Source organism: Janthinobacterium sp. TPC_1 (assembly GCF_056037845.1).
On sequence record NZ_CP195157.1, the window covers coordinates 29,028 to 52,157 of the forward strand.

Annotated in this window: 17 protein-coding genes and 6 pseudogenes; 8 read left to right on the forward strand and 15 right to left on the reverse strand. The window is 62.1% G+C overall.

What is annotated here, in order from left to right; translation table 11 throughout:
• Positions 1-153: 153 nt before the first annotated feature.
• The 8 genes and pseudogenes from bamC to ACQVLG_RS00145 all read right to left on the reverse strand — a co-directional run bounded on the left by bamC (position 154) and on the right by ACQVLG_RS00145 (position 7,357).
• A pseudogene (gene bamC / locus ACQVLG_RS00110) lies at positions 154-1,353 on the reverse strand (outer membrane protein assembly factor BamC).
• A gap of 80 nt (positions 1,354-1,433) precedes the next feature.
• Positions 1,434-2,313: pseudogene (dapA, locus tag ACQVLG_RS00115) on the reverse strand (4-hydroxy-tetrahydrodipicolinate synthase).
• Between the two features lie 84 nt (positions 2,314-2,397).
• Positions 2,398-2,971, reverse strand: a pseudogene (locus ACQVLG_RS00120) (class I SAM-dependent methyltransferase).
• A 42-nt stretch (positions 2,972-3,013) separates the two neighbouring features.
• Positions 3,014-3,691 (reverse strand): site-2 protease family protein, encoded by a 678-nt coding sequence (locus ACQVLG_RS00125; RefSeq protein WP_077407640.1) that lies wholly within the window; start codon positions 3,689-3,691, stop codon positions 3,014-3,016.
• A 94-nt stretch (positions 3,692-3,785) separates the two neighbouring features.
• A complete protein-coding gene (locus tag ACQVLG_RS00130) occupies positions 3,786-4,409 on the reverse strand; it encodes an L-threonylcarbamoyladenylate synthase (protein ID WP_474292323.1) in 624 nt (207 codons plus the stop codon).
• Between the two features lie 38 nt (positions 4,410-4,447).
• Positions 4,448-5,337: pseudogene (htpX, locus tag ACQVLG_RS00135) on the reverse strand (protease HtpX).
• A gap of 220 nt (positions 5,338-5,557) precedes the next feature.
• Positions 5,558-6,391, reverse strand: a complete 834-nt coding sequence (locus tag ACQVLG_RS00140; protein WP_230541162.1) for a 3',5'-nucleoside bisphosphate phosphatase — start codon at positions 6,389-6,391, stop codon at positions 5,558-5,560.
• Positions 6,392-6,481: 90 nt separating this feature from the next.
• On the reverse strand, positions 6,482-7,357 hold the full coding sequence (locus ACQVLG_RS00145; protein ID WP_474295853.1) for an alpha/beta fold hydrolase: 876 nt from the start codon (positions 7,355-7,357) through the stop codon (positions 6,482-6,484).
• A gap of 219 nt (positions 7,358-7,576) precedes the next feature.
• On the opposite strand from ACQVLG_RS00145, the gene ACQVLG_RS00150 reads away from it, so the two are divergent.
• The 7 genes and pseudogenes from ACQVLG_RS00150 to ACQVLG_RS00180 all read left to right on the forward strand — a co-directional run bounded on the left by ACQVLG_RS00150 (position 7,577) and on the right by ACQVLG_RS00180 (position 13,207).
• Positions 7,577-8,101, forward strand: coding sequence for a gamma carbonic anhydrase family protein (locus ACQVLG_RS00150; protein ID WP_474292326.1), 525 nt, complete (start codon positions 7,577-7,579; stop codon positions 8,099-8,101).
• A gap of 4 nt (positions 8,102-8,105) precedes the next feature.
• Complete coding sequence (gene hslO, locus ACQVLG_RS00155; RefSeq protein WP_474292327.1) at positions 8,106-9,086, forward strand: Hsp33 family molecular chaperone HslO; 981 nt, start codon at positions 8,106-8,108, stop codon at positions 9,084-9,086.
• A 314-nt stretch (positions 9,087-9,400) separates the two neighbouring features.
• Complete coding sequence (locus ACQVLG_RS00160) at positions 9,401-10,654, forward strand: TonB-dependent receptor plug domain-containing protein (protein WP_474295855.1); 1,254 nt, start codon at positions 9,401-9,403, stop codon at positions 10,652-10,654.
• A pseudogene (locus ACQVLG_RS00165) lies at positions 10,569-10,940 on the forward strand (TonB-dependent receptor domain-containing protein); the annotation flags it as partial. The gene ACQVLG_RS00160 and the pseudogene ACQVLG_RS00165, both read left to right, overlap by 86 nt.
• 61 nt (positions 10,941-11,001) lie before the next feature.
• On the forward strand, positions 11,002-11,643 hold the full coding sequence (locus ACQVLG_RS00170; protein WP_474292329.1) for a TonB-dependent receptor domain-containing protein: 642 nt from the start codon (positions 11,002-11,004) through the stop codon (positions 11,641-11,643).
• The gene (locus ACQVLG_RS00175; RefSeq protein ID WP_474292331.1) at positions 11,643-12,773 is read left to right on the forward strand and encodes a glycerophosphodiester phosphodiesterase; all 1,131 of its coding nucleotides are present in this window, start codon (positions 11,643-11,645) and stop codon (positions 12,771-12,773) included. Before ACQVLG_RS00170 ends, ACQVLG_RS00175 begins: the two co-directional genes overlap by 1 nt.
• 152 nt (positions 12,774-12,925) lie before the next feature.
• On the forward strand, positions 12,926-13,207 hold the full coding sequence (locus ACQVLG_RS00180) for a hypothetical protein (protein ID WP_474292333.1): 282 nt from the start codon (positions 12,926-12,928) through the stop codon (positions 13,205-13,207).
• 311 nt (positions 13,208-13,518) lie between these two features.
• On the opposite strand, the gene ftsB is transcribed toward ACQVLG_RS00180, so the two are convergent.
• The 3 genes and pseudogenes from ftsB to ACQVLG_RS00195 all read right to left on the reverse strand — a co-directional run bounded on the left by ftsB (position 13,519) and on the right by ACQVLG_RS00195 (position 16,983).
• Positions 13,519-13,842: a cell division protein FtsB gene (ftsB, locus tag ACQVLG_RS00185; protein WP_035821182.1), complete on the reverse strand. Its 324-nt coding sequence runs from the start codon at positions 13,840-13,842 to the stop codon at positions 13,519-13,521.
• Between the two features lie 61 nt (positions 13,843-13,903).
• A pseudogene (gene eno / locus ACQVLG_RS00190) lies at positions 13,904-15,189 on the reverse strand (phosphopyruvate hydratase).
• 141 nt (positions 15,190-15,330) lie between these two features.
• A complete protein-coding gene (locus tag ACQVLG_RS00195) occupies positions 15,331-16,983 on the reverse strand; it encodes a CTP synthase (protein WP_034750711.1) in 1,653 nt (550 codons plus the stop codon).
• Positions 16,984-17,230: 247 nt separating this feature from the next.
• On the opposite strand from ACQVLG_RS00195, the gene ACQVLG_RS00200 reads away from it, so the two are divergent.
• On the forward strand, positions 17,231-17,632 hold the full coding sequence (locus ACQVLG_RS00200) for a PRC-barrel domain-containing protein (RefSeq protein ID WP_474292335.1): 402 nt from the start codon (positions 17,231-17,233) through the stop codon (positions 17,630-17,632).
• 138 nt (positions 17,633-17,770) lie between these two features.
• Here the strand turns inward: ACQVLG_RS00200 and ACQVLG_RS00205 are convergent, their stop codons facing one another.
• The 4 genes from ACQVLG_RS00205 to ACQVLG_RS00220 form a co-directional block, all read right to left on the reverse strand.
• Complete coding sequence (locus tag ACQVLG_RS00205) at positions 17,771-20,038, reverse strand: TonB-dependent receptor domain-containing protein (protein ID WP_474292336.1); 2,268 nt, start codon at positions 20,036-20,038, stop codon at positions 17,771-17,773.
• A gap of 51 nt (positions 20,039-20,089) precedes the next feature.
• Entirely contained in the window at positions 20,090-20,497 is a 408-nt protein-coding gene (locus tag ACQVLG_RS00210; protein ID WP_474292337.1) for an energy transducer TonB family protein, read from the reverse strand.
• Between the two features lie 363 nt (positions 20,498-20,860).
• Entirely contained in the window at positions 20,861-22,045 is a 1,185-nt protein-coding gene (exbD, locus tag ACQVLG_RS00215; RefSeq protein WP_474292338.1) for a TonB system transport protein ExbD, read from the reverse strand.
• 104 nt (positions 22,046-22,149) lie between these two features.
• On the reverse strand, positions 22,150-23,055 hold the full coding sequence (locus tag ACQVLG_RS00220) for a ChaN family lipoprotein (RefSeq protein WP_474292339.1): 906 nt from the start codon (positions 23,053-23,055) through the stop codon (positions 22,150-22,152).
• Positions 23,056-23,130: the final 75 nt, after the last annotated feature.

The following is a 23,130-nucleotide window of genomic DNA, read 5'->3' on the forward strand; positions in this document are numbered from 1 at the left end:
AAAGCCGGCCTTCGGGCCGGCTTTTTTGCGTCCAGTGTTTTATCCGCAGGATAAAATGCGGGACGCGGGCAATTAAAAAGGCTGGACCGGTTTCCCGGGCCAGCCTTTTTATTAAGATGCGGCAGGTTCTGATGCCTGCCGCGTCGATAGCGCTTATTTCAACTGCTCGTTCAGCAAGCCCAGAATCTTCTCGGCCACTGGCGAGGTCGCCGGCTGGCCTTCGTTGCCGAGGATGCTGACCAGGCTGGTCGAACCATTGCCCGCCTTGACCAGGACGCGGTAGCGCTGCGCTTCCTTGTCCTTGTCGGCGGACGACGAACCCCAGCTGAACAGTTTCGAGAAGAAACCATCTTTCTTGACCGCGTCCGGATCCACGTAACGCACGAAATACGTGCCTTGCGTGCGGTCGCGGTCTTCCACGGTGAAGCCGACGCGGTCCAGCGCCAGGCCGACACGGCGCCAGGCGCGGTCGAAACCTTCATCGACTTTCGATGGCGCGCGCTGGCGTGGCGGCGTCGCCCACCAGCTTGGCGTGCTGCGGCTGCACGATGGCGGCGTCGACGGCCGTCTTCGCCTGCGCTTCGTCGCTGGCCGCGCCCAGGCGCGTCATCAGCTTGGCCAGGAATTGCGCTTCCAGGCCCGGATCGTTCGGGCGAGCGGTCCAGGTGGTGGTTTCCTTGTCGCGGCCCGTGACGACCTCTTCCACGCCACGGTGGCTGATGTAAATCTCGGTCGAACCGTCGGCCAGGCGCTCCACGCGGGTGCGGAACTTGTCTTTCTCGCCCGTCGAGTACAGCGAGTCGAAGGCCTTGCCGATGGTGTTGCGGATAAAGTCTTGCGGCAACTTGGCGCGGTTTTCGTTCCACTCGGTTTCCAGGATGCCAGCCGTGGGCTGGTCGATAGCGATGGTAAAGCCCGAATCTTCCCAGAACTGCTTGAGTTGCGGCCACAGCACTTCAGGCGACTGCTTGACGACCAGCCAGCGCTGGTTGCCCCCGCGCGCTCGACCTTCACGCTACCCGCCGTGACCGGCACGACACCCACCACGCCGTCGGCGCCCACGATGACGGGGGTACCGGCCGTGGCATTGCGCTGCGCGTTGTAGCCGGAAGCCGTCGCCACGCCGTTTTTCGAATCCGGCAGGGAGTAACGGTTATCCTGCTGCAATTGCGTCAGGTCAGGCGGCACGTCCAGGGTGCTGGCTTTCTTGACCGACTTGTAGTCGACCTTGTCGCCGCCGACTACCGAACTGATCATGCCGCAGCCCGCGAGGCTGGCTGCGACGGCGCCGATGACGATGCCGCGGACGGCGATGGTGGCAGGCGCCGGTTTGGTTTTCTTGCAATTAGTCATGTCGTAACTGGATAAGAAGCTAAGTAGCAGCTGGAATCAGGGAAGGTCCGGACTGGTCAAGTCCGGGCTTGAAGTTCGGCTTAAGACAGGATGCCGGCGTCGCGCAAGGCATCGCGCACGGTGGCATGGCAGTTTTTCAGCCAGCGGCACCAGTGGCAAGCGTATGCCGGCAGGCATCAGGCCCATTTCGGCCATCGCCCATTTGACGGGCACCGGGTTGGGCTCGACAAACAATTTCTGGTGCAGAGGGAAAACTTTGTTATTGATGGCAATCGCCGTGGCGCGCTCGCCCGCCATGGCCGCCACGCACAGTTCGTGCATGGCGCGCGGCGCGACGTTGGCCGTCACGGAGATATTGCCGTGGCCGCCGCAGAACATCAGCGCCATGGCCGTCGGATCGTCGCCCGAGTACACGGCGAAGTCGGCTGGCACGAGGCGCAGCAGGTCGATGCCGCGGCCGATATTGCCGGTCGCATCTTTCACGCCGACAATATTCGGGATGGCGGACAGGCGCACGATGGTCTCGTTGCTCATGTCGGCAACCGTGCGGCCAGGCACGTTGTACAGGATGACGGGAATGTCGACGGCTTCGGCGATGGCCTTGAAGTGCTGGTACATGCCTTCCTGGGTAGGACGGTTGTAGTACGGCACGACTTGCAATACAGCATCGGCGCCCGCTTCTTTCGCGTAACGCGTCAGTTTGATGGCCTCGGCCGTGGAGTTGCCTCCGGCGCCGGCGATGATAGGAATGCGTCCCTTGGCATGTTCGACGGTCAATTGGATCAGTTCGCAGTGTTCTTCCACGCTGACTGTTGCCGATTCGCCCGTCGTGCCAACGATGACGATGCCGTCCGTACCCTCGGCGATATGCCAGTCGATCAGCTTGCGCAGACCTGGAAAGTCCAGACTGCCGTCTGCGTGCATCGGGGTGACGATTGCTACAATGCTGCCCTTGATCATAGTAAGTTTATAGCGCCGATAAATAAAACAACGATTGTAGCGGATAGCCCGCGCCTGTGGTGCATTCTGACATAGTATGGCCGCTCAAAACGTCGGCAGCAGGGCTGCCAACCGTGGAAAATCCGGCCGGACGGCGCAAATTCGTTGCACCAGAGCAGCTTTTGGCTGCTCCACGCGCCCCATCCTCATACGCTACCACACGCAAGCCGTGCTGAACCGCCCAGGTCAGCATTTCGCCTTCCTTCAACAGGAATTTCGGATTCGACGGCTTGCCGAACTGCTCATTACCCTCGGCAAACGTTTCATACAGCAACACGCCATCGGGCGCCAGGCTGGCCACCATCGCTTCCAGCAACGGCCGGTGCAGATAATTGGTGACGACGATGCCGGCAAAGCGGCCGGGAGCGAAGGGCCACACGGCGCCCGGCGCTTCCAGGTCCACCAGCGAAGTGGTGATGCCCGTGCCGGCCGCCTTTTCCAGCATTTCCGGATCATGGTCGAGCGCGATCACGGGGTGGCCCAGGCTCACCAGGTGGCGCGCGTGGCGGCCGGCGCCGCACGCCAGGTCCAGCACTTCGCCGCCCGGGATCAGGGGCGCCCAGCGGCGCAGCCAGCCGGAAATCGCTTCGGTTTCTAATATTGGTTCAGTTACTTGCATCGGTACTTCCATCATTTATGTGCGACCATCCAGTTGCTTGTTTCAAGTCAACAGGGCCGTCAGGGGCGTGACCAGGGTGACAAACATGCCGATGACAAATTCGATCGCCGCCAGCAAGGCGCGGTTCAGGATGCCCGTGTACATCAGCAGCACCAGGGCGCCGAACACATACAGGCTGTAGCGCTCGATGCTGGCGTACGGGCGCGCCAGCTGCATCGGCAGCAAGCCCGTCATGATGCGTCCGCCATCGAGCGGCGGTACGGGAATCAGGTTAAAGACAAACATGGCCGCGTTGACGCTGACGCCCGCGCCCGCCATCTTGCGGAAAAACATGCCCATTTCCGTCGGCGGCAACACGCTGAGCACGACAAAGGCGATCATCCAGCCCAGGCCCATGACGAAATTGGCGCCGGGACCGGCAAACGCCACCCAGGCCATCTGCTTCTTCGGATTGCGCAGGCGGCTGAAATCGACGGGCACCGGCTTGGCATAGCCGAACGGCACCTGAATCGTGAAATACAGCATCAAGGGCAGCAAGATCGTGCCGAAAGGATCGATATGCCGGATGGGATTGAGGCTCAGCCGGCCCTCGTTCGAGGCCGTGGGGTCGCCGAAATAGCGGGCGGCGTAGCCGTGCGCCGCCTCATGCAGGGAAATGGCAAACAGCACCGGCACCAGGTACACCGCAACGGTCTGGACTATCGTATTGAAATCGCTCATGACTGCGATTCTACCAGAGCCGATCCAGGCTCTTTCTTACGTTGTCATTAAGAACAGGTGAAGAGCGGCGCCAGAACGGCCCCGCAAAGCCCCGCTACAAGCCCAGCACGGCCGGGTCGCCCCGTCCCACGCGCACAACTTCCGGTTCCGCTCCCGTCAGGTCGATCACGGTGCTGGGGCCATGCGCGCAGACGCCGCCGTCGATGATCAGGTCGACCAGCTTTTCCAGCCGCTCGCGGATGGTGTCGGCATCCGTCAGGCTGTCTTCGTCGCCGGGCAGGGTCAATGTCGCGCCCAGCAGCGGCTGGCCCAGCTCTTCCAGCAGGCATTGCACGATGCGGTGCTGCGGCACGCGCAGGCCGATGGTCTTGCGCGAAGGATGGCTGAGGCGGCGCGGCACTTCCCGCGTTGCTTCCAGGATGAAGGTATAGGCACCCGGCGTGGCCGCCTTGAGCAGGCGGAACTGGCGGTTGTCGACCCGGGCGTACACGCCCAGCTCGCTCAAGTCGCGGCACAGCAGGGTCAGATGGTGCTTTTCATCGACGCCGCGGATGCGGCGCAGGCGCTCGACGGCGCCCTTGTCGTCGAGCTGGCACACCAGCGCGTAACAGGAATCCGTGGGCAAGGCCACGACGCCGCCGGACTGGATGATTTGCGCCGCCTGCTTGATCAGGCGCAATTGCGGATTGTCAGGGTGAATCTGGAAAAATTGACTCATGTGTCAGCGTTCTGGCGAACCAGCTTGTTAAGTTAGCATTATTGTACGCCGCGCAGCGCGGCGATGCGTTGTTCGTTCGATCGCGGATGCGTGGCAAACAACGCGCCCCAGCCGCCATTGCCGCCGCTGATGCCCAGCGCCTGCATCGATTGCGGCAGCTCGCCCGGCGGCACGCCGCCGAGGCGGGCCAGCGCATGCATCATCGGCGTGGGGCTGCCCAGCAGCTTGGCGGAACCGGCGTCGGCGCGGAATTCGCGCTGGCGCGAGAACCAGGCGACGATGATGGAAGCGAGCAAGCCGAAGATGACTTCGCACACCATCACGGTCACAAAGTAACCGATGCCGCGTCCGCCGCCTTCGCGGTTGTTATTTTTCAGCAATACATTATCGACAAAGAAACCCACCACGCGGGCCATGAAGACGACGAAGGTATTCACCACGCCCTGAATCAGGGTCAGGGTGACCATGTCGCCATTGGCCACGTGGGCAATCTCGTGGCCCAGCACGGCTTCGACTTCATCGCGGTTCATACTTTGCAGCAAGCCGGTGGACACGGCCACCAGCGCCGAATTCTTGAACGCGCGCCCGTGGCAAAGGCATTCGCGTCGCCTTCGTACACGGCCACTTCCGGCATGCCGATGCCGGCCCGCTCGGACAAGGCGCGCACGGTATTGACCAGCCACAATTCCGTCGACGAAGTCGGGTTGTCGATCACGCGCGCGCCCGTGCTCCACTTGGCCATCGGTTTGCTGATCAACAGGGAAAAGATGGACCCTGTAAAACCCACCACCAGCGAAAACACCAGCAGGCTGCCCAGGTTCAGGGTACTGCCCCGCGCCGGATTGCCCACGCCCAACAAACTGAGCACGAGCGACAGCACCAGCATCACGGCCAGGTTGGTTGCGATAAAAAGGACGATACGTTTCATGGGCGATGGCTCCAGATGACTATGTATGACAAGAATAACGAAAAGATATGTACATTAATGCGCATTTCAAGCAGCTCTGGCGACACGGCGGCGCATCGGCAGCCAGGAAAATCGTCGCGAGCGGCAGTGATTTGTGGCCGAGAAGCGCAGCTGTGCTAAAAGCACAGCGAGCATCGCCGGCCGCAAAGCGCGCCGCGCAGCAGATTTGCCTGGCTGTCAGCTAAAACCAGTCGTGCCAGATGGGCGTGACATTCGATGGTAAAGGCGGCAGCATGGCAAAATCCACGCGCGATTCGCCCGGCGCATGGAAATCCGTGCCGCGCGAGGCGAGGAAGCCGTAGGCATTGGCCAGTTGCGCGTATTCCGGATACTGGTCCGGGCTGTGGCTGCCCGTGACGACTTCGATGGCCACGCCGCCGAGTTGCTTGAATTCATCGAACAGCACGCCTTGCGCCATGTCGCTGAAGCGGTAGCGGCCCGGATGGGCGATGACGGCCACGCCGCCCGCGCCGCGTATCCAGCCCACGGCCTCGGCCAGGGTGGCCCAGCGGTGCTCGACGTAGCCTGGCTTGCCTTCCGACAGGTATTTCTTGAACACGTCGGGGATGTTCGCGCATTTGCCCATTTCCACGATGTAGCGGGCAAAGTGCGTGCGCGACATCAGATCCGGGTTGCCGACGAATTTCAAGGCCCCTTCATAGGCGTCGGGGATGCCGGCCAGGTCCAGCTGGCGGGCGATTTCCCGGCCACGCGCGTCGCGCCCCGAGCGTGTCTGGTGCAAGCCCTGCACGAGGCCCGGATTGTTTTCATCGACTTGCAAGCCGACGATGTGCACGGTTTCGCCGGCCCAGGTAATGGAAATTTCCACGCCGGCCACGAAGCGCATGCCCAGGTCCAGCGCGGCCGCGCGCGCGGCGGCGACGCCCGAGACTTCATCGTGGTCCGTCAGCGCCCACACATCGACGCCCGCCTTGCGGGCGTGCGCGGCCACGGCGGCCGGTGACAGCACGCCGTCGGAGATATTCGAATGACAATGCAGGTCAACTTTAAGCATGTGAAAACAATACCCTGCACGGGCTCAGCATGGAAGAAGTTTTCATTGTACGCTGCTTGTCAAATCGCGCTGCAGCGTTCCAGACACACATCAGGCCAAAAAGGCTTCCACCAGCCGCGCCAACTCTGCCGGCTGATCATGATGCAGCATATGGCCCGCGTCCAGCATCATCTCGCAACGCACATCCTTGATGCAGGCCAAACGCCGGTCGATTTCAATGCGCGCTTCTTCCTTTGGCCCCATCCACTGCCACATATTCGTGCCATCGGCCTCCACCCACAGCACGGGCGCCGTGATGCGGCGCCAGCACGCCATCACTTCTTCCACCTGGTACAGGATGGGATTGACGCGCTTGTGCCGCGGGTCGCCCATGATGTCCCACTCGCCCGCCTCGTTCTGCGCCGACCAGTGTTCCGCCAGGAAGGCCGCGCGCTCGTCCGGCAGGCGCGGATTGGTCTTTTGCAGGCGCTCGGCCACGGCCTGTTGACTCGGATAGCTGCGCATGACGGGCGGCTCGCGCAATTCATCGAGCCACTTGGCGTAGCGGCCAGGCGCCTGCTCCGGCCTGGTTGCCATCATACCGAAGCCTTCCAGGTTGATGAAACGGCTGATGCGCTCCGAGCGCACGCCCGCGTACAGACCGGCCACGTTGGCGCCCATGCTGTGGCCGAGCAGGTTAACGGGCGCATACGGCGAATAGTGCAGCAGCATGGCGTCGAGGTCGGCCAGGTAGTCGGGGAACCAGTAGGTGTCCGATTGCGTGTAGTCGCTCAGGCCAAAGCCGCGCCAGTCGGGGGCGATCACGTGCCAGTCGCCTTGCAACTCGTCGACGACGAACTGGAACGAGGCGGCCACGTCCATCCAGCCGTGCACCATGAACAGGATGGGTGCGCCTACACGGCCCCAGTGGCGCACGTGCGTACGGGCGCCGCGGATGTTGATGAATTCGGAACGGGAAAGTTTCATGGGTTTCATCTGATTGCCTGCCTTGAAAGTGGCGCGGATGGCGCCACATGCTGTGTCTGTAGATAGTGCGCATATAAAAGTACGACCGTTCGATAATTATACCGGATTGGCGGTCGGCGGCAGGACTTGTCCTGCAACAGCGTAAAATAGCGTACGCAACACATTAAAACTTCCGCGTCCGGCCGTGCCCGGCGCTTCCACCACCGCCACAGGCTGACGATGACACTCTACCAATTGGGCGCCGATGCGCCGCAGATTGATGCTTCCGCTTTTGTTGCCGACACGGCCAACGTGATCGGCAAGGTCACCCTGGGCGCGAACACGTCCGTATGGTTCGGCGCCACGATTCGCGGCGACAATGAACGCATCAGTGTGGGCGCCAATAGCAATGTGCAGGAAGGCGCCGTGCTGCATACGGACCCGGGCTACCCGCTGGACATCGGCGAGAACGTGACCATCGGCCACCAGGCAATGTTGCATGGCTGCACGATCGGCGATGGCGCCCTGGTCGGCATCCAGGCCGTGATCCTGAACGGCGCGAAGATCGGCAAAGGCTGCCTGGTCGGCGCGGGCGCGCTGGTCACGGAAGGCAAGGAATTTCCCGACAATATGCTGATCCTCGGCTCACCGGCGAAAGCCGTGCGGGCCCTGACGGCAGACGATATCACCAGGCTACAAGGCAACGCCGTGAACTATGTGCAACGCGGCCAGCTATTTAATACGCAACTCAAGAAGATTGGATAAAAGAATGACGACTGAAACCACGGGCGCCGTCAGCGCAGCCGCCACCGGCCAGGATACCCTGCAAAAGTTTATTTTTGACAACGCCGCCGTGCGCGGCCAGTTCATCGACGTATCGACCACCTGGCAGGAAGTGGTGTCGCGCCACGCCTACCCGACGGCCGTGAAAAAAGTGCTGGGCGAAATGGTGGCCGCCGCCGCCCTGCTGTCGGCCAACCTGAAATTCAACGGTTCCATCATCATGCAAATCCACGGTGACGGCCCCGTGCGCCTGATGGTGGTCGAGTGCGATTCCGACCTGCGCCTGCGCGCCACGGCCAAGCTGGACCCGGACGCCGCCATCCCCGACGGCGCCACCGTGCCGCAATTGCTCAACGCCACGGGCAAGGGCCGCTTCATCATCACCCTGGACCCGGCCGACAAGGTGCCAGGCCAGCAACCGTACCAGGGCATCGTGCCGCTGGACGGCGACGACATGGCGACCGTGATCGAAAACTACATGTTGCGTTCGGAACAGCTCGACACGCGCCTGTGGCTGGCCACGGACGACACCGTCTCGCGCGGCCTGCTGCTGCAAAAGCTGCCGCACCACGGCGGCAAGGCCGAAGCGACGCCCGTCTCGGAAGAAGACGCGCTCGACACGTGGAACCGCGCCGTGATGCTGGCCTCGACCCTGAAGGAGGCGGAAATCCTGTCGACGGACATCGATACCCTGATGCAACGCTTGTTCTGGGAAGAAACGATCCGCGTCTTCGACCCGCTGCACCCGAGCTTCCATTGCAGCTGCACGCGCGAAAAAGTGGGCAATATGCTCAAGATGCTGGGCGAGGAAGAAGTCAACAGCACCCTGGAAGAAGTGGGCCAGGTCGGCGTAAATTGCGATTTCTGCGGGCAGCATTATGAATTCGACAAGGTCGATTGCGCGCAGCTGTTCATCACGGATGCGCCGGCCGAAGTGCTGATCCCTCCCGCCGCAAGCATTAACTAATTGTAATATTCCCCGCGCCGCCCCTCAGGCGGCGCAATTGTTTCCACTGTCATCGTCCCGTCATCAGTTCGTCATCAGCCCGTCACGCGCCGCCGTTACGCTGCGCAGCTTGTATTACTTCCAATATTTTCCACAGGCTGATGATGACCACCCACTTGACGCTGGCCCTGCGCCGCCATTCCTTCCACGTGTTGCTGGGCGCCTGCGCCGCAGGCTTGAGTTTGCCGGCGCTGGCGCAAACGGCCGTCGCGGCCGCCGTGGCGTCCGCCGCCACCGAGATGGCCGCCGCCCCGGCTGCCGACGATAATGCTCCCATGGCCACCGTGGAGATTTCCTCGCGCAAGACGCGTTCTTCGGTGGCCCTGAGCAAGAATGAAATCCAGAAAATCCTGCCCGGCACGAATCCCCTGAAAGCCCTGCAAACCTTGCCGGGCGTCAGCTTCCAGACGGCCGATCCATGGGGCAACAACGAGCAAAACCTGTCGCTGTTCGTGCACGGTTTTTCCGGCCAGCAACTCGGCTACACCATGGATGGCGTGCCGCTCGGTGACCAGCAATACGGCAACTACAACGGCCTGTCGCCGCAGCGCGCCGTCATCAGCGAAAACGTGCGCAGCGTCGTGCTGTCCTCGGGCGCGGGCGACCTGGCGACGGCCTCGACCAGCAACCTGGGCGGCACCATCGAAACCTATTCCAGCGAGCCGCTGGCCACGCAGGGCGCCAGCGTGCAGCAGACGGTGGGCAGCCACCGCACCTCGCGCACGTTTGCCCGCTACGACACGGGCGCCTTCGGCGACGGCAGCAGCGCCTATTTCTCCATCCTGCACCACGAAGCACGCGCCTGGGACTTCGATGCGCGCCAGGGCGGCGACCAGTTCAACGCCAAATACGTCAACCGCAGCGAAGCGAAGGGCAAGCTAACCCTGTTCTTCAATTACTCGGACAAGATCGAGCCGAACGAAGACAGCACCGTGCACGTGGCAGGCGAGACGAGTTCGCCCTACACGCGCCCCTTCCTGTACCCGGACTTCAAGGCGGCCCTGAACTACCTGTCGCCCACGGGCGCGACGCCCGCCGCGGACGGCAACAATTACCGCAATTACTACAGCGATGCGCAGCGCACCGATTACCTGGCCTACGCCAAGTTCGACGCCAACTTGTCCGAAGGCATGACCTGGTCCAACCAGGTGTATTACCACAAGGATGACGGCGCGGGCGTGGTCGCCGGTCCCATCGGCGTGGCCGGCTTGCCGGGCCTGTTCAGCGTGTACTACCCGAAACAGAACCTGAAACAGGTATTCGGCAACTCGGGCTACGCCGTGCGCACGACGGAATACGACATCAAGCGCGGCGGCTTCCTTTCCACCCTGCGCAAGGAAATCGGCGAGCACCAGCTGGAAGCGGGCCTGTGGCTGGCTGGAACAGAACCGCTCATCCGCCTACCGCCGCTGGTATGCGCTCGACGTCAACAACCCCACTTCGCCGTACGACCGCCCCAGCAATCCCTTGATCACGCAGTACGGCAGCGAGATCGACAACAAGGTGGTGCAGCTGCACTTGCAGGATGAATGGCGCATCCGCCCCGATATCGCGCTGCAGGCCGGCTTCAAGTCCAGCCTGCAATTTGCCGATGGCCAATTCCCCGTGCAGCCGGCCAAGGGCGCCATTTCCGGCGGCTCGACCGCCCTGCCCGTCGGCACCATCAACACGAAAAAATGGTTCTTGCCGCAAGTGGGCGCGCGCTGGGACTTCACGCCGCAAGACCAGCTGTACTTCAACATCCAGAAGAACATGCGCCAGTTCGTCACCTATGGCGGCGGCGGCGCCTCGCCCTGGAGCTTGTCGAGCCAGGCCGCTTTTGATTTGTTCAAGCGCGACGCCAAGCCGGAAACGGCCCTCACCTATGAAGTGGGGCGTGCGCGGCAGCCACCCATTGAACCTGGGCGCCATCACCGCCATCGATGGCCAGGTCAATGTATACCACGTCGATTTCAGCAACCGTTTGCTGCAGATCAGCCCCACGCCCGTGATTTCCTCCATCATTGGTGGCAACCCCGTGCTGGCCAACGTGGGCAGCGTGCGCACGGACGGCATCGATATCGCGGGTACTGTGCACTTCGGCAACAATTTCTCGTTCTACAATGCCCTGTCGTACAACCGCTCGCAGTATGCGGACAATTACAACAATGGCGCCGCGCTGGTGCTGACGGCGGGCAAGAACGTGCCCGGCTCGCCGGAGTGGCTGAACAAGTTCGTCGCTTCCGCTACGTTTGGCGATATCGAAGTGCAACTGACGGGAGACTATGTGGGCAAGCGCTACGCGACGTACACTAACGATTTGTCCGTGCCCAGCTATTTCCTGATGGGCCTGGGCGTGTCGGGCAAACTGCCGGCCCTGGCCGGCTGGCTGAAAAACCCGCGCTGGCGCGTGAACGTCAGCAACCTGGCCAACCGCGAAGGTGCGCTGAACGTGGTCGTGGGCGCGGCCGACAAGACGTACAACACCTTCCCCATCGCCCCGCGCCAGGGCTTTTTGACCCTGACGGCGGACTTCTGATGCGCGCGCCCATCCTCCCACGACGGCACTTTTCGCGCCGCAGCTTCGTCCAGGCGGCCGTGGGCGGCCTGGCCCTGGCCGCCGCACCGGGCTTTGCGGCCGGCCTGCTGGCCACGCCCCCGAGCCGCCCGCTCGTGTTCGCCCACCGGGGCGCCAGCGCCCTGCGCCCCGAGCATACCCTGGCGTCGTACGCCAAGGCCATCCTCGATGGCGCCGACTACGTGGAGCCGGACCTGGTGGCCACGCGCGACGGCATCCTCGTGGCGCGCCATGAAAGCAACCTGATCGACACCACCGACGTGGCGCGCCGGCCCGAGTTTGCCAGCCGGCGCGGCAAGAAGATGGTCGACGGCGAATGGCACGAAGGCTGGTTCGTCGACGATTTCACCCTGGCCGAACTGAAGACCCTGCGCGCCATCGAACGCTTGCCGAAAGTACGCACCGGCAACACCTTGTACGATGGCCAATTCCAGATCCCCACGTGGGAAGAAATCATCGATTTTGTTGCAGCGCAATCAGCCGCCAGCGGCCGCATCATCGGCCTCGTGCCGGAGCTGAAAAGTTCCACGTATTTCCGCGATGCGGGCCTGGCGCTGGAAGACCGTTTCCTGTCGACCATGCTGGCGCACGAGTACACGCGCCGCGCGCCGATCGAGATCCAGTCGTTTGAAGTGGCGAATCTGAAATACTTGCGCGAGAAGCTGGGACGGCGCGCCAACGTGCGCCTGATGCAGCTGGTGGTGGGCGGCGACGTGCGCCCCATGGATGTCGTCAAGGCGGGCGGAAAGTTAACGTTTGGACAAATGACCACGCCGGCCGGCTTGCGCGACATTGCCGCCTATGCGGACGTGGTGGCGCCGCCAACGCGAGGCATCATCCCGCTGGGCGCCGACCAGCGCCTGGCCAGGCCCACCGCCATCGTTGACGACGCGCACCAGGCCGGCTTGCTGTTGCACACCTGGACCTTCCGTCCGGAAAACCGTTTCCTGGCGGCCGACTTCCGCGACGGCAATGGAGAAAATGCGCGCAACGAGGCCGGTTCCGTGGCGGAAATGCGGCGCTACATCGAGACGGGACTCGACGGCTTTTTCAGCGACGATCCCGGTCTGGGACGCATCGCCGCCGGATAAACATTTGGTAACAAATTCTTTTTCAGGGCGTGGCCGGCGGCTACGCCCTTATTATTCGTTTCTTGAATTTCTGAAATTGGAATTTGAAATTGGACGCATATCGCAATCTCCATTATTGTGCAATGCAACAACAGACCATTCATGGAGGGCATATGTCCACTTTTACCAACACCTACAGCAACGACAACGACAACTACTTCAGCAACCTGGGCCGCGCCACGCGCGCCTTCCTGGGCGCCCTGCTCGCTTCCAAGCCGTACAGCGAACTGGCACAGAAGGAAGTCATCGCCACCACAGCCACCAGCGCCGATGACGAGCGCTATGTGCGTCCAAGCAAGCGCGATTTCGCCCTGCTGAACTCGGAAGCGAACCGCTACGAAAAGCTGATGCCGAATCTGGCCGCCGAACTGCGTTTCCTCGCGTCGCGCGGCTAAAAAAAACGCCCAGGGCGGCGTTGCCTGCGCCTCGCCGTGGACGTTTTTTGCGCTAACCAAGCACTAATAATTTAAAGGAAATTTTATGATGTTTCTCGAAACCGCACTGATCGCTGTCGCCATCGTGGTCACCAGCATCCATTTTTACCTGATAACGACCGGCAAGGCCCGTTTCTGATCAGCAAGCAGCAAGGCAATACCCACAGCGCCGCGCCATGCGGCCAGTCGCGTGCAGCAGTACAAGGTAGCAATCATCTGTGATGCGTCAGCCTGGCAATCGGTCCAGGCTGGCTAGTGGGAAGTGGTATTTCTTAGTGCGGCGCAGCAGCGTCCACCGGCGTTTCCAGCAGTGGCGGGGTTTGTCCCTTGCGCACGATCTGCACGAAAATCTCATTCTGTTTGACCATGCCCAGCTCATAGCGGGCACGCTCCTCGACGGCGCCCGTGCCATCTTTCAGGTCGCGCACTTCGGATTCGAGCTTGGCGTTGCGCGCCTTCAATTCCATATTCTTTTTATTCGCCACCGCCACCTGGGCTTCCATGTCGGCAACGCGCAGCCAGCCGCCTTTACCCAGCCAGAGGGGAAATTGGATCAGCAGCAGCAGGGCTGCCAGGGCGAGCGTAATCAGGCGCATGGGAGATTCAGTTAAAAAACCGGCCGGATATCTCCGGCCGGCCAGTGGGTTTTACATCAGCTTACTTCAGATTATAGAACGCATCACGGCCAGGGTAGCTGGCGATGTCGCCCAGGTCTTCCTCGATACGCAGCAGCTGGTTGTACTTGGCCATGCGGTCCGAACGCGACATCGAGCCGGTCTTGATCTGCAGGGCGTTGGTAGCCACGGCGATATCGGCGATGGTCGAGTCTTCCGTTTCGCCCGAGCGGTGCGAAATGACGGCCGTGTAGCCGGCGCGCTTGGCCATTTCGATGGCGGCGAAGGTTTCCGTCAGGGTGCCGATCTGGTTGATCTTGATCAGGATCGAGTTGGCGATGCCTTTCGAGATGCCTTCTTTCAGGATCTTGGTGTTGGTGACGTACAGGTCGTCGCCGACCAGTTGCACTTTCTTGCCCAGTTCCGCCGTCAGGATCGCCCAGCCGTCCCAGTCGCCTTCATGCATCGCGTCTTCGATCGAGATGATCGGGTACTTGTCGCACCAGGTCGCCAGCAGGTTGGTGAACTCGGTGGCCGTCAGGCTCAGGCCTTCGCCTTCCATTTCGTACTTGCCGTTCTTGTAGAACTCGGACGCGGCGCAATCGAGGCCGATGGCGATCTGCGTGCCCGGCTCGTAGCCCGCTTCTTCGATGGCCTGGATGATCAGCTTGATGGCTTCTTCATGGTTGGCCAGCGATGGGGCGAAACCGCCTTCGTCGCCCACGTTGGTGTTCAGGCCCTTCTTGTGCAGGATCTTTTTCAGCGTGTGGAACACTTCCGCGCCGTAGCGGACGGCTTCCTTGAACGACGGGGCGCCCACGGGAATGATCATGAATTCCTGGATGTCCAGGTTGTTGTCGGCGTGCGCGCCGCCGTTGATGACGTTCATCATCGGCACTGGCATCTGCATGGCGCCCGAACCGCCGAAATAGCGGTACAGCGGCAAGCCCGCTTCTTCGGCGGCAGCCTTGGCCACGGCCATGGAGACGGCCAGGATGGCATTGGCGCCCAGGCGCGATTTGTTTTCCGTGCCGTCCAGGTCGATCAGGGTACGGTCCAGGAAAGCCTGTTCATTGGCGTCCAGGCCCATGATGGCTTCGGAGATTTCGGTATTGATGTTTTCGCATGCTTGCAGCACGCCCCCTTGCCGAAGTAGCGCTTGGCGTCGCCATCGCGCAATTCCACGGCTTCGCGCGAACCGGTCGAGGCACCCGACGGCACGGCCGCGCGGCCCATCACGCCCGATTCCAGCAACACATCGCATTCGACGGTCGGGTTACCGCGCGAGTCCAGGATTTCGCGACCGATAATATCAACAATAGCACTCATGTCATTCTCCAAAGTTAAGCGTAACAGGGGCTGCACACTGCGTTCTGATGCGCAATTGCACAAAGGGGGCAAAGAAACTCCCGGCGGGAACCATCTGGCCGGGAGCTGTCTTACGGGTAATACTGTCGCACGCGACCCGCGTTATTCCGCGGCGGCGTTGGCTTCCTTGTGCGCCAGCGCTGCCTTGATGAACGAGGTAAACAGCGGATGGCCGGTGCGTGGCGTCGACTTGAACTCGGGATGGTATTGCACGCCCATATACCATGGGTGGGCATTTTCACCCGTGCGCGGCAATTCCATGATTTCGCACAAATCTTCGCTCGGCGTGCGGGCCGAGACGATCAGGCCAGCCGCTTCGACACGGGCCAGGTAGTGATTATTGGCTTCGTAGCGATGGCGGTGACGCTCGGTCACCACGCTGCCGTAGATCTCGGCGGCGAGGGTGCCCGGATTGACGGCGCAGGTCTGCGCGCCCAGGCGCATGGTACCGCCCAGGTCCGAGTTTTCATCGCGCAACTCGACTTTACCATCGTGGTTTTGCCACTCATTGATCAGTGCAACGACAGGTTGATCCGTATCAAGGTCGAACTCGGTCGAATTCGCGTTCGGCATGTCAGCCTTGTTGCGCGCGTATTCGATCAGGGCCACTTGCATGCCCAGGCAGATGCCCAGGTAAGGGATCTTGTTTTCACGGGCGAACTGGGCCGCCTTGATCTTGCCTTCTACGCCGCGCTTGCCGAAGCCGCCCGGCACCAGGATGGCATCGTACTTGCCCAGGTTGTCGCAACCGGTCGTTTCGATTTCTTCCGAATCGATGTACTCGATGTTGACGCGGCTTTCCGTGTGGATGCCGGCGTGGCGCAGCGCTTCGATCAGCGACTTGTACGATTCCGTCAGCTCGACATACTTGCCGACCATGCCGACGGTCACTTCCGCCTTCGGGTGTTCCATCGTGTAGATCAGCTTGCTCCAGATCGACAGGTCGGCCGGCGCGGGATCGAGGTCCAGCGCGTCGCAGATGATCTTGTCGAGGCCCTGGTCGTGCAGCATCTGCGGCACCTTGTAGATGGTGTCGACGTCCCACACGGAAATGACGGCGTCTTCCTCGATGTTCGAGAACAGCGAGATTTTCGCGCGCTCGTCTTCCGGGATGGCGCGGTCGGCGCGGCACAGCAAGGCGTTCGGCAGGATGCCGATTTCGCGCAGCTTTTGCACCGAGTGCTGGGTCGGCTTGGTCTTCAGTTCACCGGCCGAAGCGATGTAAGGCACCAGGGTCAGGTGGACGAAGGCCGTGTTCTTGCGGCCGGCGCGCAGGCTCAGCTGACGCGCCGCTTCCAGGAATGGCAACGATTCGATATCGCCGACGGTGCCGCCGATTTCGCACAGGGCCACGTCGTAGCCTTCGGCGCCACGGCGGATGTAATCCTGGATTTCATTGGTGATATGCGGAATCACCTGCACGGTCTTGCCCAGATATTCGCCCCGGCGTTCCTTGCGGATCACCGATTCATAGATCTGGCCAGTGGTGAAGTTATTCACCTTTTTCATCCGGGTGGAGATGAAGCGCTCGTAGTGACCGAGGTCGAGGTCGGTTTCGGCCCCGTCGTCGGTGACGAAAACTTCACCGTGTTGCATAGGGCTCATCGTGCCAGGATCGACGTTGATATACGGGTCGAGCTTGAGCATGGTGACTTTAAGGCCGCGCGATTCGAGGATCGCGGCGAGGGAGGCGGCGGCAATCCCTTTTCCAAGGGAAGACACAACGCCACCAGTGACGAAGACAAATTTGGTCATTGCAGATGGTGCCGAACGGCACGTGCGGGAAATTGAAATTATACACTAAAGCCCGCCTGCGTCGCCCCCCGCGCGCGGAAATTTGCGCCAAATACCGACTATCCCTCCCCCTCCTGCTGTCTACGCACAACAAAATTACCTGATAGCAATAATTGAAATATTTCCAATTCCATACTTTGTGTGGGCGAGCGAACAGACCCTGCCGCGCCCTGGCCGCAGACTGGAATTTTTCAACAGGAGGTCCACCATGAGCTACGAAGAACGCGACGCCTACGGCATGTATGTCAACCGCGGCCACAAAGGCCCCGGCCCTGAACTGATGGGTGCCGACACCCTGATCGGCGACCATGTGCACAATGCCAAGGATGAACACCTGGGCGAAATCAAGGAAATCATGATCGACATGCGCAGCGGCAAGATTGCCTACGCCGTCATGTCGCACGGCGGCGTCTTCACCATCGGCGAAAAGCTGTTCGCCGTGCCCTGGGAAGCGCTGCTGCTCGACACCGTCAACAAGCGCTTCACCCTGAACGTCGACAAGGAGCGCATCGAAAACGCGCCCGGCTTCGACACGGATAACTGGCCGAACATGGCGGACCAGACGTGGGCCAATTCGATCCACAGCTACTATGGCACGACGCCGCGTTGATAACACCTGACAAAACTTACTGCGCGGTGCGCTTTGCGGCCGGCGATGCTCACTGTGCTGCAGCACAGTTGCGCTTCTCGGCCACAAATCACATCCGCTCGCTACAGTTTTGTCAGGCGTCGCAACTTTGGTAAAAAACTAGAAGCGGTACTCCAGCCCTGCCACATAGGTTCTGCCCCGCGCCGTGCTCAGCGGCGTATTTTCCTGCGACTGGGACGGCATCGAGTTCAGGCGGTTCAGCGCTTCCGAGAAATCCTTGTTCATGGCGTTTTGCACGGACAGGCGCAGGAACAGATTCTTGCTGACCTGGTAACTCGCATACAAGTCGATCACGGCCGGGATCTTCGGATTGTCGGCCTTCAGCACTTCGCCCGTCGCTTCATCGGCTTCATTGTCCGGCGACAGGCGGCGGTTCGAGCCCGTGTGCTTGAGGATGGCGCCCACTTCCAGCTTGTTATCGAGCAAGCGCGTGCCCACGTCGAGGTTGTAATACACGCTGGGCAGCTCGCTGATGTCGGCCGCGCCGAACCAGGCGCTGGCGATCGAGGTAGGCTGGCGCGTCGTTTCGCGCGTGTACGACAGGCGCGCATACGCGGGGCCCAGCTGGTACTGCGCTTCCAGTTCCCATCCGCGCGAATACACGGGCGTGGCCGAGTTAATGTAGATATACATGTTCGTCATGTAGTCATCCACATTCTGCCAGTCATTGGCAAGCACTTCCGCGATATTGCACTTGCGGCCGCGGTCGCACACGAGGAAGGACTGGCTGGTGATATAGCCATCGATCTTGCTCTTGAAATACAGGGCCTTGAAATTGAGCGCATCGTTGGCGCTCAGCAAACCATGCAGGCTGGAATTGAAGCCCAGCTGGTAGGTGGTCGCCCGCTCGCCCTTCAGGAACGGGTTCATCGAAGCCCCGCCGTCATTCGAGAAAAATACTTCCTGCGGATTCGGCCCGCGCATGGTGCGCTCGGCGCTGGCAAACGGCTGGAACCACGGCGTCACCTGCGCGGAAACGAGCAGCGAAGGATTGATGCCATGTTCCTTCAGCGCAATATTGCTCGCCCCTTGCGGGAAACACTGCACGCGCGGATCGCAGGCCGGCTTGTGGCCGCTCAAATCAAAGTGCGTGTAGTTGAGACCCGCATTGACCTGAACAATGCCACGGTTGTATTGCAGGCCCGCATACAGGCTGTTGATCTTTTGCACGCCTTCGGGGCCAAACGTATTGTTTTCAATCGACTGCTGGTTCGCATCCGGGTTGTCCGGATCGTCGACGAGGCTTTCCACGTGCTTGCTGTATTTATTACGCATCAGCTTGCCGCCGATGGTCACCAGCGCATCGCCGCCTGCCAGCCTGAAGCTGCTGGTATTGTTGATGTCGACCGCGTCGGCGCGGTTCACCGCATTCGTGTTGATGAAATTGGTGAGCGCCTCGGGCATGTATTTCTGGTTGCCGCGGCTGCTGCTGGCCACCACATTGAGGTCGATCAATTCGGAAAACGGCGTGTAGTGATATTTTACGTAATAGTCATCGCTGCGGATATCGCGGCGCGTAAACGTGCTGCGGTAATCGCGTGCCGACAGTTCCAGCGAGTGGAAATCACTCAATGTGAGGTCCAGCTTGAGCAACTGCGACTTGGGTTTCTGCTTGTAATAGCGGTTGTAGCCGAAACCAAATTCCTCGCTGTTGACGCCCTTCGCATTCTTGTAGTTGTTGCCGATTACGCTAGCGCTGGTGGCGGCCATGAAGCCGACGCTGCCGCCATCGAAGGCCGGGTTTTTCATTGCCACGGCCAGCATGGCGCTGCGTCCCACGCCATTATTTCCGGCCGACATCTTCGTGCGGGCACCCGTTTTTTCGCCGGCGAAGACGACGTCATCGACGCCGATGGTGCGGAAATTGGCGCTGCCAGCCAGCGCATTGACACCGTCGCCACCGACGACATTGCCGCGCGACACGTCCACGCCGATGATGAAATTCGGGTCGATCAGGGCGCCGAACTGGCTGCTGGGCACGCCGCCGTGCGACACGGACGACGGCGCGCTGCCATAGTAATTCTGGCTCACGCCATCGACCATCATGTTCACGCGGCCCAGGCCCGACAGGCCGCGGATGTTGACGCTGACGGCGCCCTGCGCCGGATCGATCTGGGTAAACGTGCCCGGCATGCTGCGCACGATCTGGTCCACGGGCTGCAAGCGCGTGTCCGCGCCGCGCGCGCTGACGGCGCCCGGTTTTTCCAGCGCCTGCTGTTCCACCGGAATAGTTTCACCCGATACGTTTAGCGGCGAAAACGCGACCTTGCCGCGCTCTTGCGGTTCCTGTGCTTGTTGCGCCCATGCCTGCTGCGCGAGCAACGCCATGCAGATGCCCACGGCCTGCGTCATTGTCTTGATATGCATACACCCTCGATTTGTTATGGTTAGATTTTTAATGAACAACAATCGGCATCCTCATGCCTTGTCCTGTCCTGGCTCCAGCTTGAACGAGACGGGCAAGGTGACGGTCACCGTGCCCTGGTGCAAGACGTTGTCGGGCGGCGCCGGCAGCGGCTGCGCGCGCTGCAGCACTTGCAGCGCTTCGCGGTCGAGCAGTACCGTGCCCGACGAGGTGACCAGCTCGCTGGCCAGCAGCTTGCCGTCGCGGTCCACCTGGAAGCGCACCCAGGCGGCGCCAGCCCGCTTGCGCTGGCGCGCGTCGCCCGGATAGCGCTTGAAATGGGCCAGGTGGCCGAGCACCCGGCTTTGCCAGCTGGCCGGTGCCGCGCTGTTCGATGGCGTGTCGCTGTCGAACGGCGCCGCCTGCGGACCGCGCACCGAACTTGGCGCCGGCGTGGCGCTGCTGCTGGCCTGCGCGGGCACGGCAGCTTTCCTTCGCGGCATCCTTGCCGGGATCAGGCGACGGACTGGCCGCTGCCTTCGCCTCTTTTTCCGCAGCAACGATGTCCGGCGCGGCGGCGCGTGCCAGCACGGGCAGCGCCTCTTGCCGGATGGCGCTCTTGTGCGGCCGGGCGGCGCTGGACGCGGCCGACTGGCGCACCCCGACCGCTGCCGCCTGTTGTGTCTCCGGCGACATCGCCTGTGCCGCAAACACGACCATCACGCTGGCGGGCGGTTGCGCGGATGCGAGGGGCGCAGGCCGCCAGGCCGCCCACAGCAGCAACGCCAGCGCGGCGGCCGCCACCAGCGACGTGGCGATGCCCCAGCTCAATACCGGACGGGGATTCACCCGCCCTCCCGGCCCACCAGGCCCACTTTCAGGTAGCCGGCCTGGCGCAGGGCATCCATCACGCCCAGCACGTCTTCATACGCGGCTTGCTTGTCGGCCTGGAAGAACAGGGTGCGCTGGCGGTCGCCGCCCGTCTGCGCGTCGAGCAGGCTGCCCAGCTGCTCGCGCGCCACGGGCGACTCGCCCAGATACAGGCTGTGGTCAGCCCTCAGGGAAACGAACAGGGGCTTGTCGGGACGCGGCTCGGGCTTGGCCGTGGCGGCCGGCAGGTCGATCTTCAGGTCGACGGTGGCCAGCGGCGAGACCACCATGAAGATGATCAAGAGCACCAGCATCACGTCGATGAAGGGCGTGACATTGATCTCGCTCAACTCCGGCATGTCGGCCGCGTCGTCGTCCGGCGAAGGAAAGAGGGACGCCATGTTCAGGCCTGCTGGCGCATGTCGAGGTCGCGGCTGAGCATCAGCAGCACTTGCGCGGAAGCGGCGCGCAGCTGCGCCTTGACCTGATTGATGCCGCGACTCAAGACGTTGTAGATGACGACGGCGGGAATCGCCGCTACCAGGCCCAGCGCTGTCGCCAGCAAGGCTTCCGCGATACCGGGCGCGACGGTGGCCAGATTCGTGCTCTGGCTGGGCGGCGATGCCGATGAAACTGTTCATGATGCCCCACACGGTGCCGAACAGGCCGACGAAGGGCGCCACGGCGCCTATGCTGGCCAGCAAGCCGATGCCTTGCGTCATGCTGCGCACCTGCTGCGCAATGAACTGTTCCTGGCGAAAGCCTGCCCGTTCCTTCAGGGCCGCCGCCGGTGCATTGGCGTGCGACAGGTTCAGTTCCTGCTGCACGTCATCGAGCAGCTGCTGCGCCAGCGAGGCGGCACCGGCACCCTCCGCTTTGGCGGCCGCGTCCGGCAAGGACGTGGCCGTCTTCAGCACGGCGACGGCTTGCGCCGCCGCGCGCCGCGCTTGCAGCAAGCTGGCGCCCTTCACCAGCAAGACCACCCAGGTGGCCAGCGCGGCGATCAACAAACCGATGAGCACGCTTTTCACCACCTGGTCGGCGGCGAAAAACATGCCCAGCGGCGACATATCGTGCGGCAAGGCGGACGCTTGTGCGCCGGAATGAAAGATGGAAAGAAACACGCCGCCAGCAGCGGCTTTGAGACAGGAAATACGCATGGAAGCTTCAACAGGTAAGAAAAATCGGACGGACTACCTGGCTGCTGCGAAGAGACTTGCTGGGGAGGAGTGCCGGGCTGAACGCCCGGCGGAGATGCAATGACTTAGTTGGCGCTGGCGATGGCGGGCGCCGCCACCGGCGTGTACCAGACGAAATCGGCCTGCGGCGCCTGCACCGTGGCGCCCTGCTGCGCCAGCACGAGCACCAGCGGCGCGGGGCCGCCCGTCAAGTCCTGCACGTGCAGCGGCACGCCCAGGTCCTTGTGCGAATGGTAGGCGCCGGCGATCAGCAGGGCCGGTGCGGGCGCGGCCAGCAGGCGCTCGGCCATGCGGCGGTCGCGCTGCTGCTGCACCGACAGCATGGCGGCCAGGCGCGGCGCGTCGATCTGGTTGTCGTGCATCACGCGGATGATGTCTTTCAGTTTGTCATGCACCTTGCCATCGTTGGCCAGGTTCGAATGCTTGCCCTGCACGGCCGGCTGGTCGATAAACAATTGCTTGATCTCGCTGCGGTCCAGGTTGGCCGACCAGACGGGATACGGCGCGCGCATCACGGTCATCACCAGGTCGCCATATTGCGCCCACTTCCAGCCCGGCTGCCAGGCCAGCAGCTCGGCCACGTGCTCGGGGCGCACGACGGGGTCCGTCTGCAGCCACGGCTTGACCTTGTCCACCTTGGCTTGCTGGTCCGGGTTCAGCATTTCCAGCAGCACGCTGCCTTGCGGACGCTGGCCCTGCAGCTGCTGCAGCAGCCACTGCTCGATCCGGTGGTGGCTGAGCTGATCGTGCTGCTCGCCCACGATGACGCGCGGGGCGGCGGCCAGCTGGGCCAGCAATTGATCGGCAGTCACGCGCTGGCCGCTGCGCAGATCGACGATCTCGCCCAGCTGGCGCACGTCTTGCGCCGTGGCGGCGGAGGACGTGCCAGTGGCGGGCGCAACGCTGCTGCAGGCGCTCAGCGCCAGCACGCAGGCGGGCAGGACGGCGGCGAGGGACAGGGAAAATCTCATGGGCATGGCCTTTCGGGGGGAAGCACGCATTGCAAAATAACTACTGGCGGGCATTCTAATAGAAATGATTCTCAT

Bases quoted from the DNA above. Each gene is read 5' to 3' on its own strand.
- ACQVLG_RS00125 (WP_077407640.1), bottom strand. From the start codon at position 3,691: ATGAGCGATTTCAATACGATAGTCCAGACCGTTGCGGTGTACCTGGTG.
- ACQVLG_RS00130 (WP_474292323.1), bottom strand. From the start codon at position 4,409: ATGAGTCAATTTTTCCAGATTCACCCTGACAATCCGCAATTGCGCCTG.
- ACQVLG_RS00140 (WP_230541162.1), bottom strand. From the start codon at position 6,391: ATGCTTAAAGTTGACCTGCATTGTCATTCGAATATCTCCGACGGCGTG.
- ACQVLG_RS00145 (WP_474295853.1), bottom strand. From the start codon at position 7,357: ATGAAACTTTCCCGTTCCGAATTCATCAACATCCGCGGCGCCCGTACG.
- ACQVLG_RS00150 (WP_474292326.1), top strand. From the start codon at position 7,577: ATGACACTCTACCAATTGGGCGCCGATGCGCCGCAGATTGATGCTTCC.
- hslO (WP_474292327.1), top strand. From the start codon at position 8,106: ATGACGACTGAAACCACGGGCGCCGTCAGCGCAGCCGCCACCGGCCAG.
- ACQVLG_RS00160 (WP_474295855.1), top strand. From the start codon at position 9,401: ATGGCCACCGTGGAGATTTCCTCGCGCAAGACGCGTTCTTCGGTGGCC.
- ACQVLG_RS00175 (WP_474292331.1), top strand. From the start codon at position 11,643: ATGCGCGCGCCCATCCTCCCACGACGGCACTTTTCGCGCCGCAGCTTC.
- ACQVLG_RS00180 (WP_474292333.1), top strand. From the start codon at position 12,926: ATGTCCACTTTTACCAACACCTACAGCAACGACAACGACAACTACTTC.
- ftsB (WP_035821182.1), bottom strand. From the start codon at position 13,842: ATGCGCCTGATTACGCTCGCCCTGGCAGCCCTGCTGCTGCTGATCCAA.
- ACQVLG_RS00195 (WP_034750711.1), bottom strand. From the start codon at position 16,983: ATGACCAAATTTGTCTTCGTCACTGGTGGCGTTGTGTCTTCCCTTGGA.
- ACQVLG_RS00200 (WP_474292335.1), top strand. From the start codon at position 17,231: ATGAGCTACGAAGAACGCGACGCCTACGGCATGTATGTCAACCGCGGC.
- ACQVLG_RS00205 (WP_474292336.1), bottom strand. From the start codon at position 20,038: ATGCATATCAAGACAATGACGCAGGCCGTGGGCATCTGCATGGCGTTG.
- exbD (WP_474292338.1), bottom strand. From the start codon at position 22,045: ATGCGTATTTCCTGTCTCAAAGCCGCTGCTGGCGGCGTGTTTCTTTCC.
- ACQVLG_RS00220 (WP_474292339.1), bottom strand. From the start codon at position 23,055: ATGAGATTTTCCCTGTCCCTCGCCGCCGTCCTGCCCGCCTGCGTGCTG.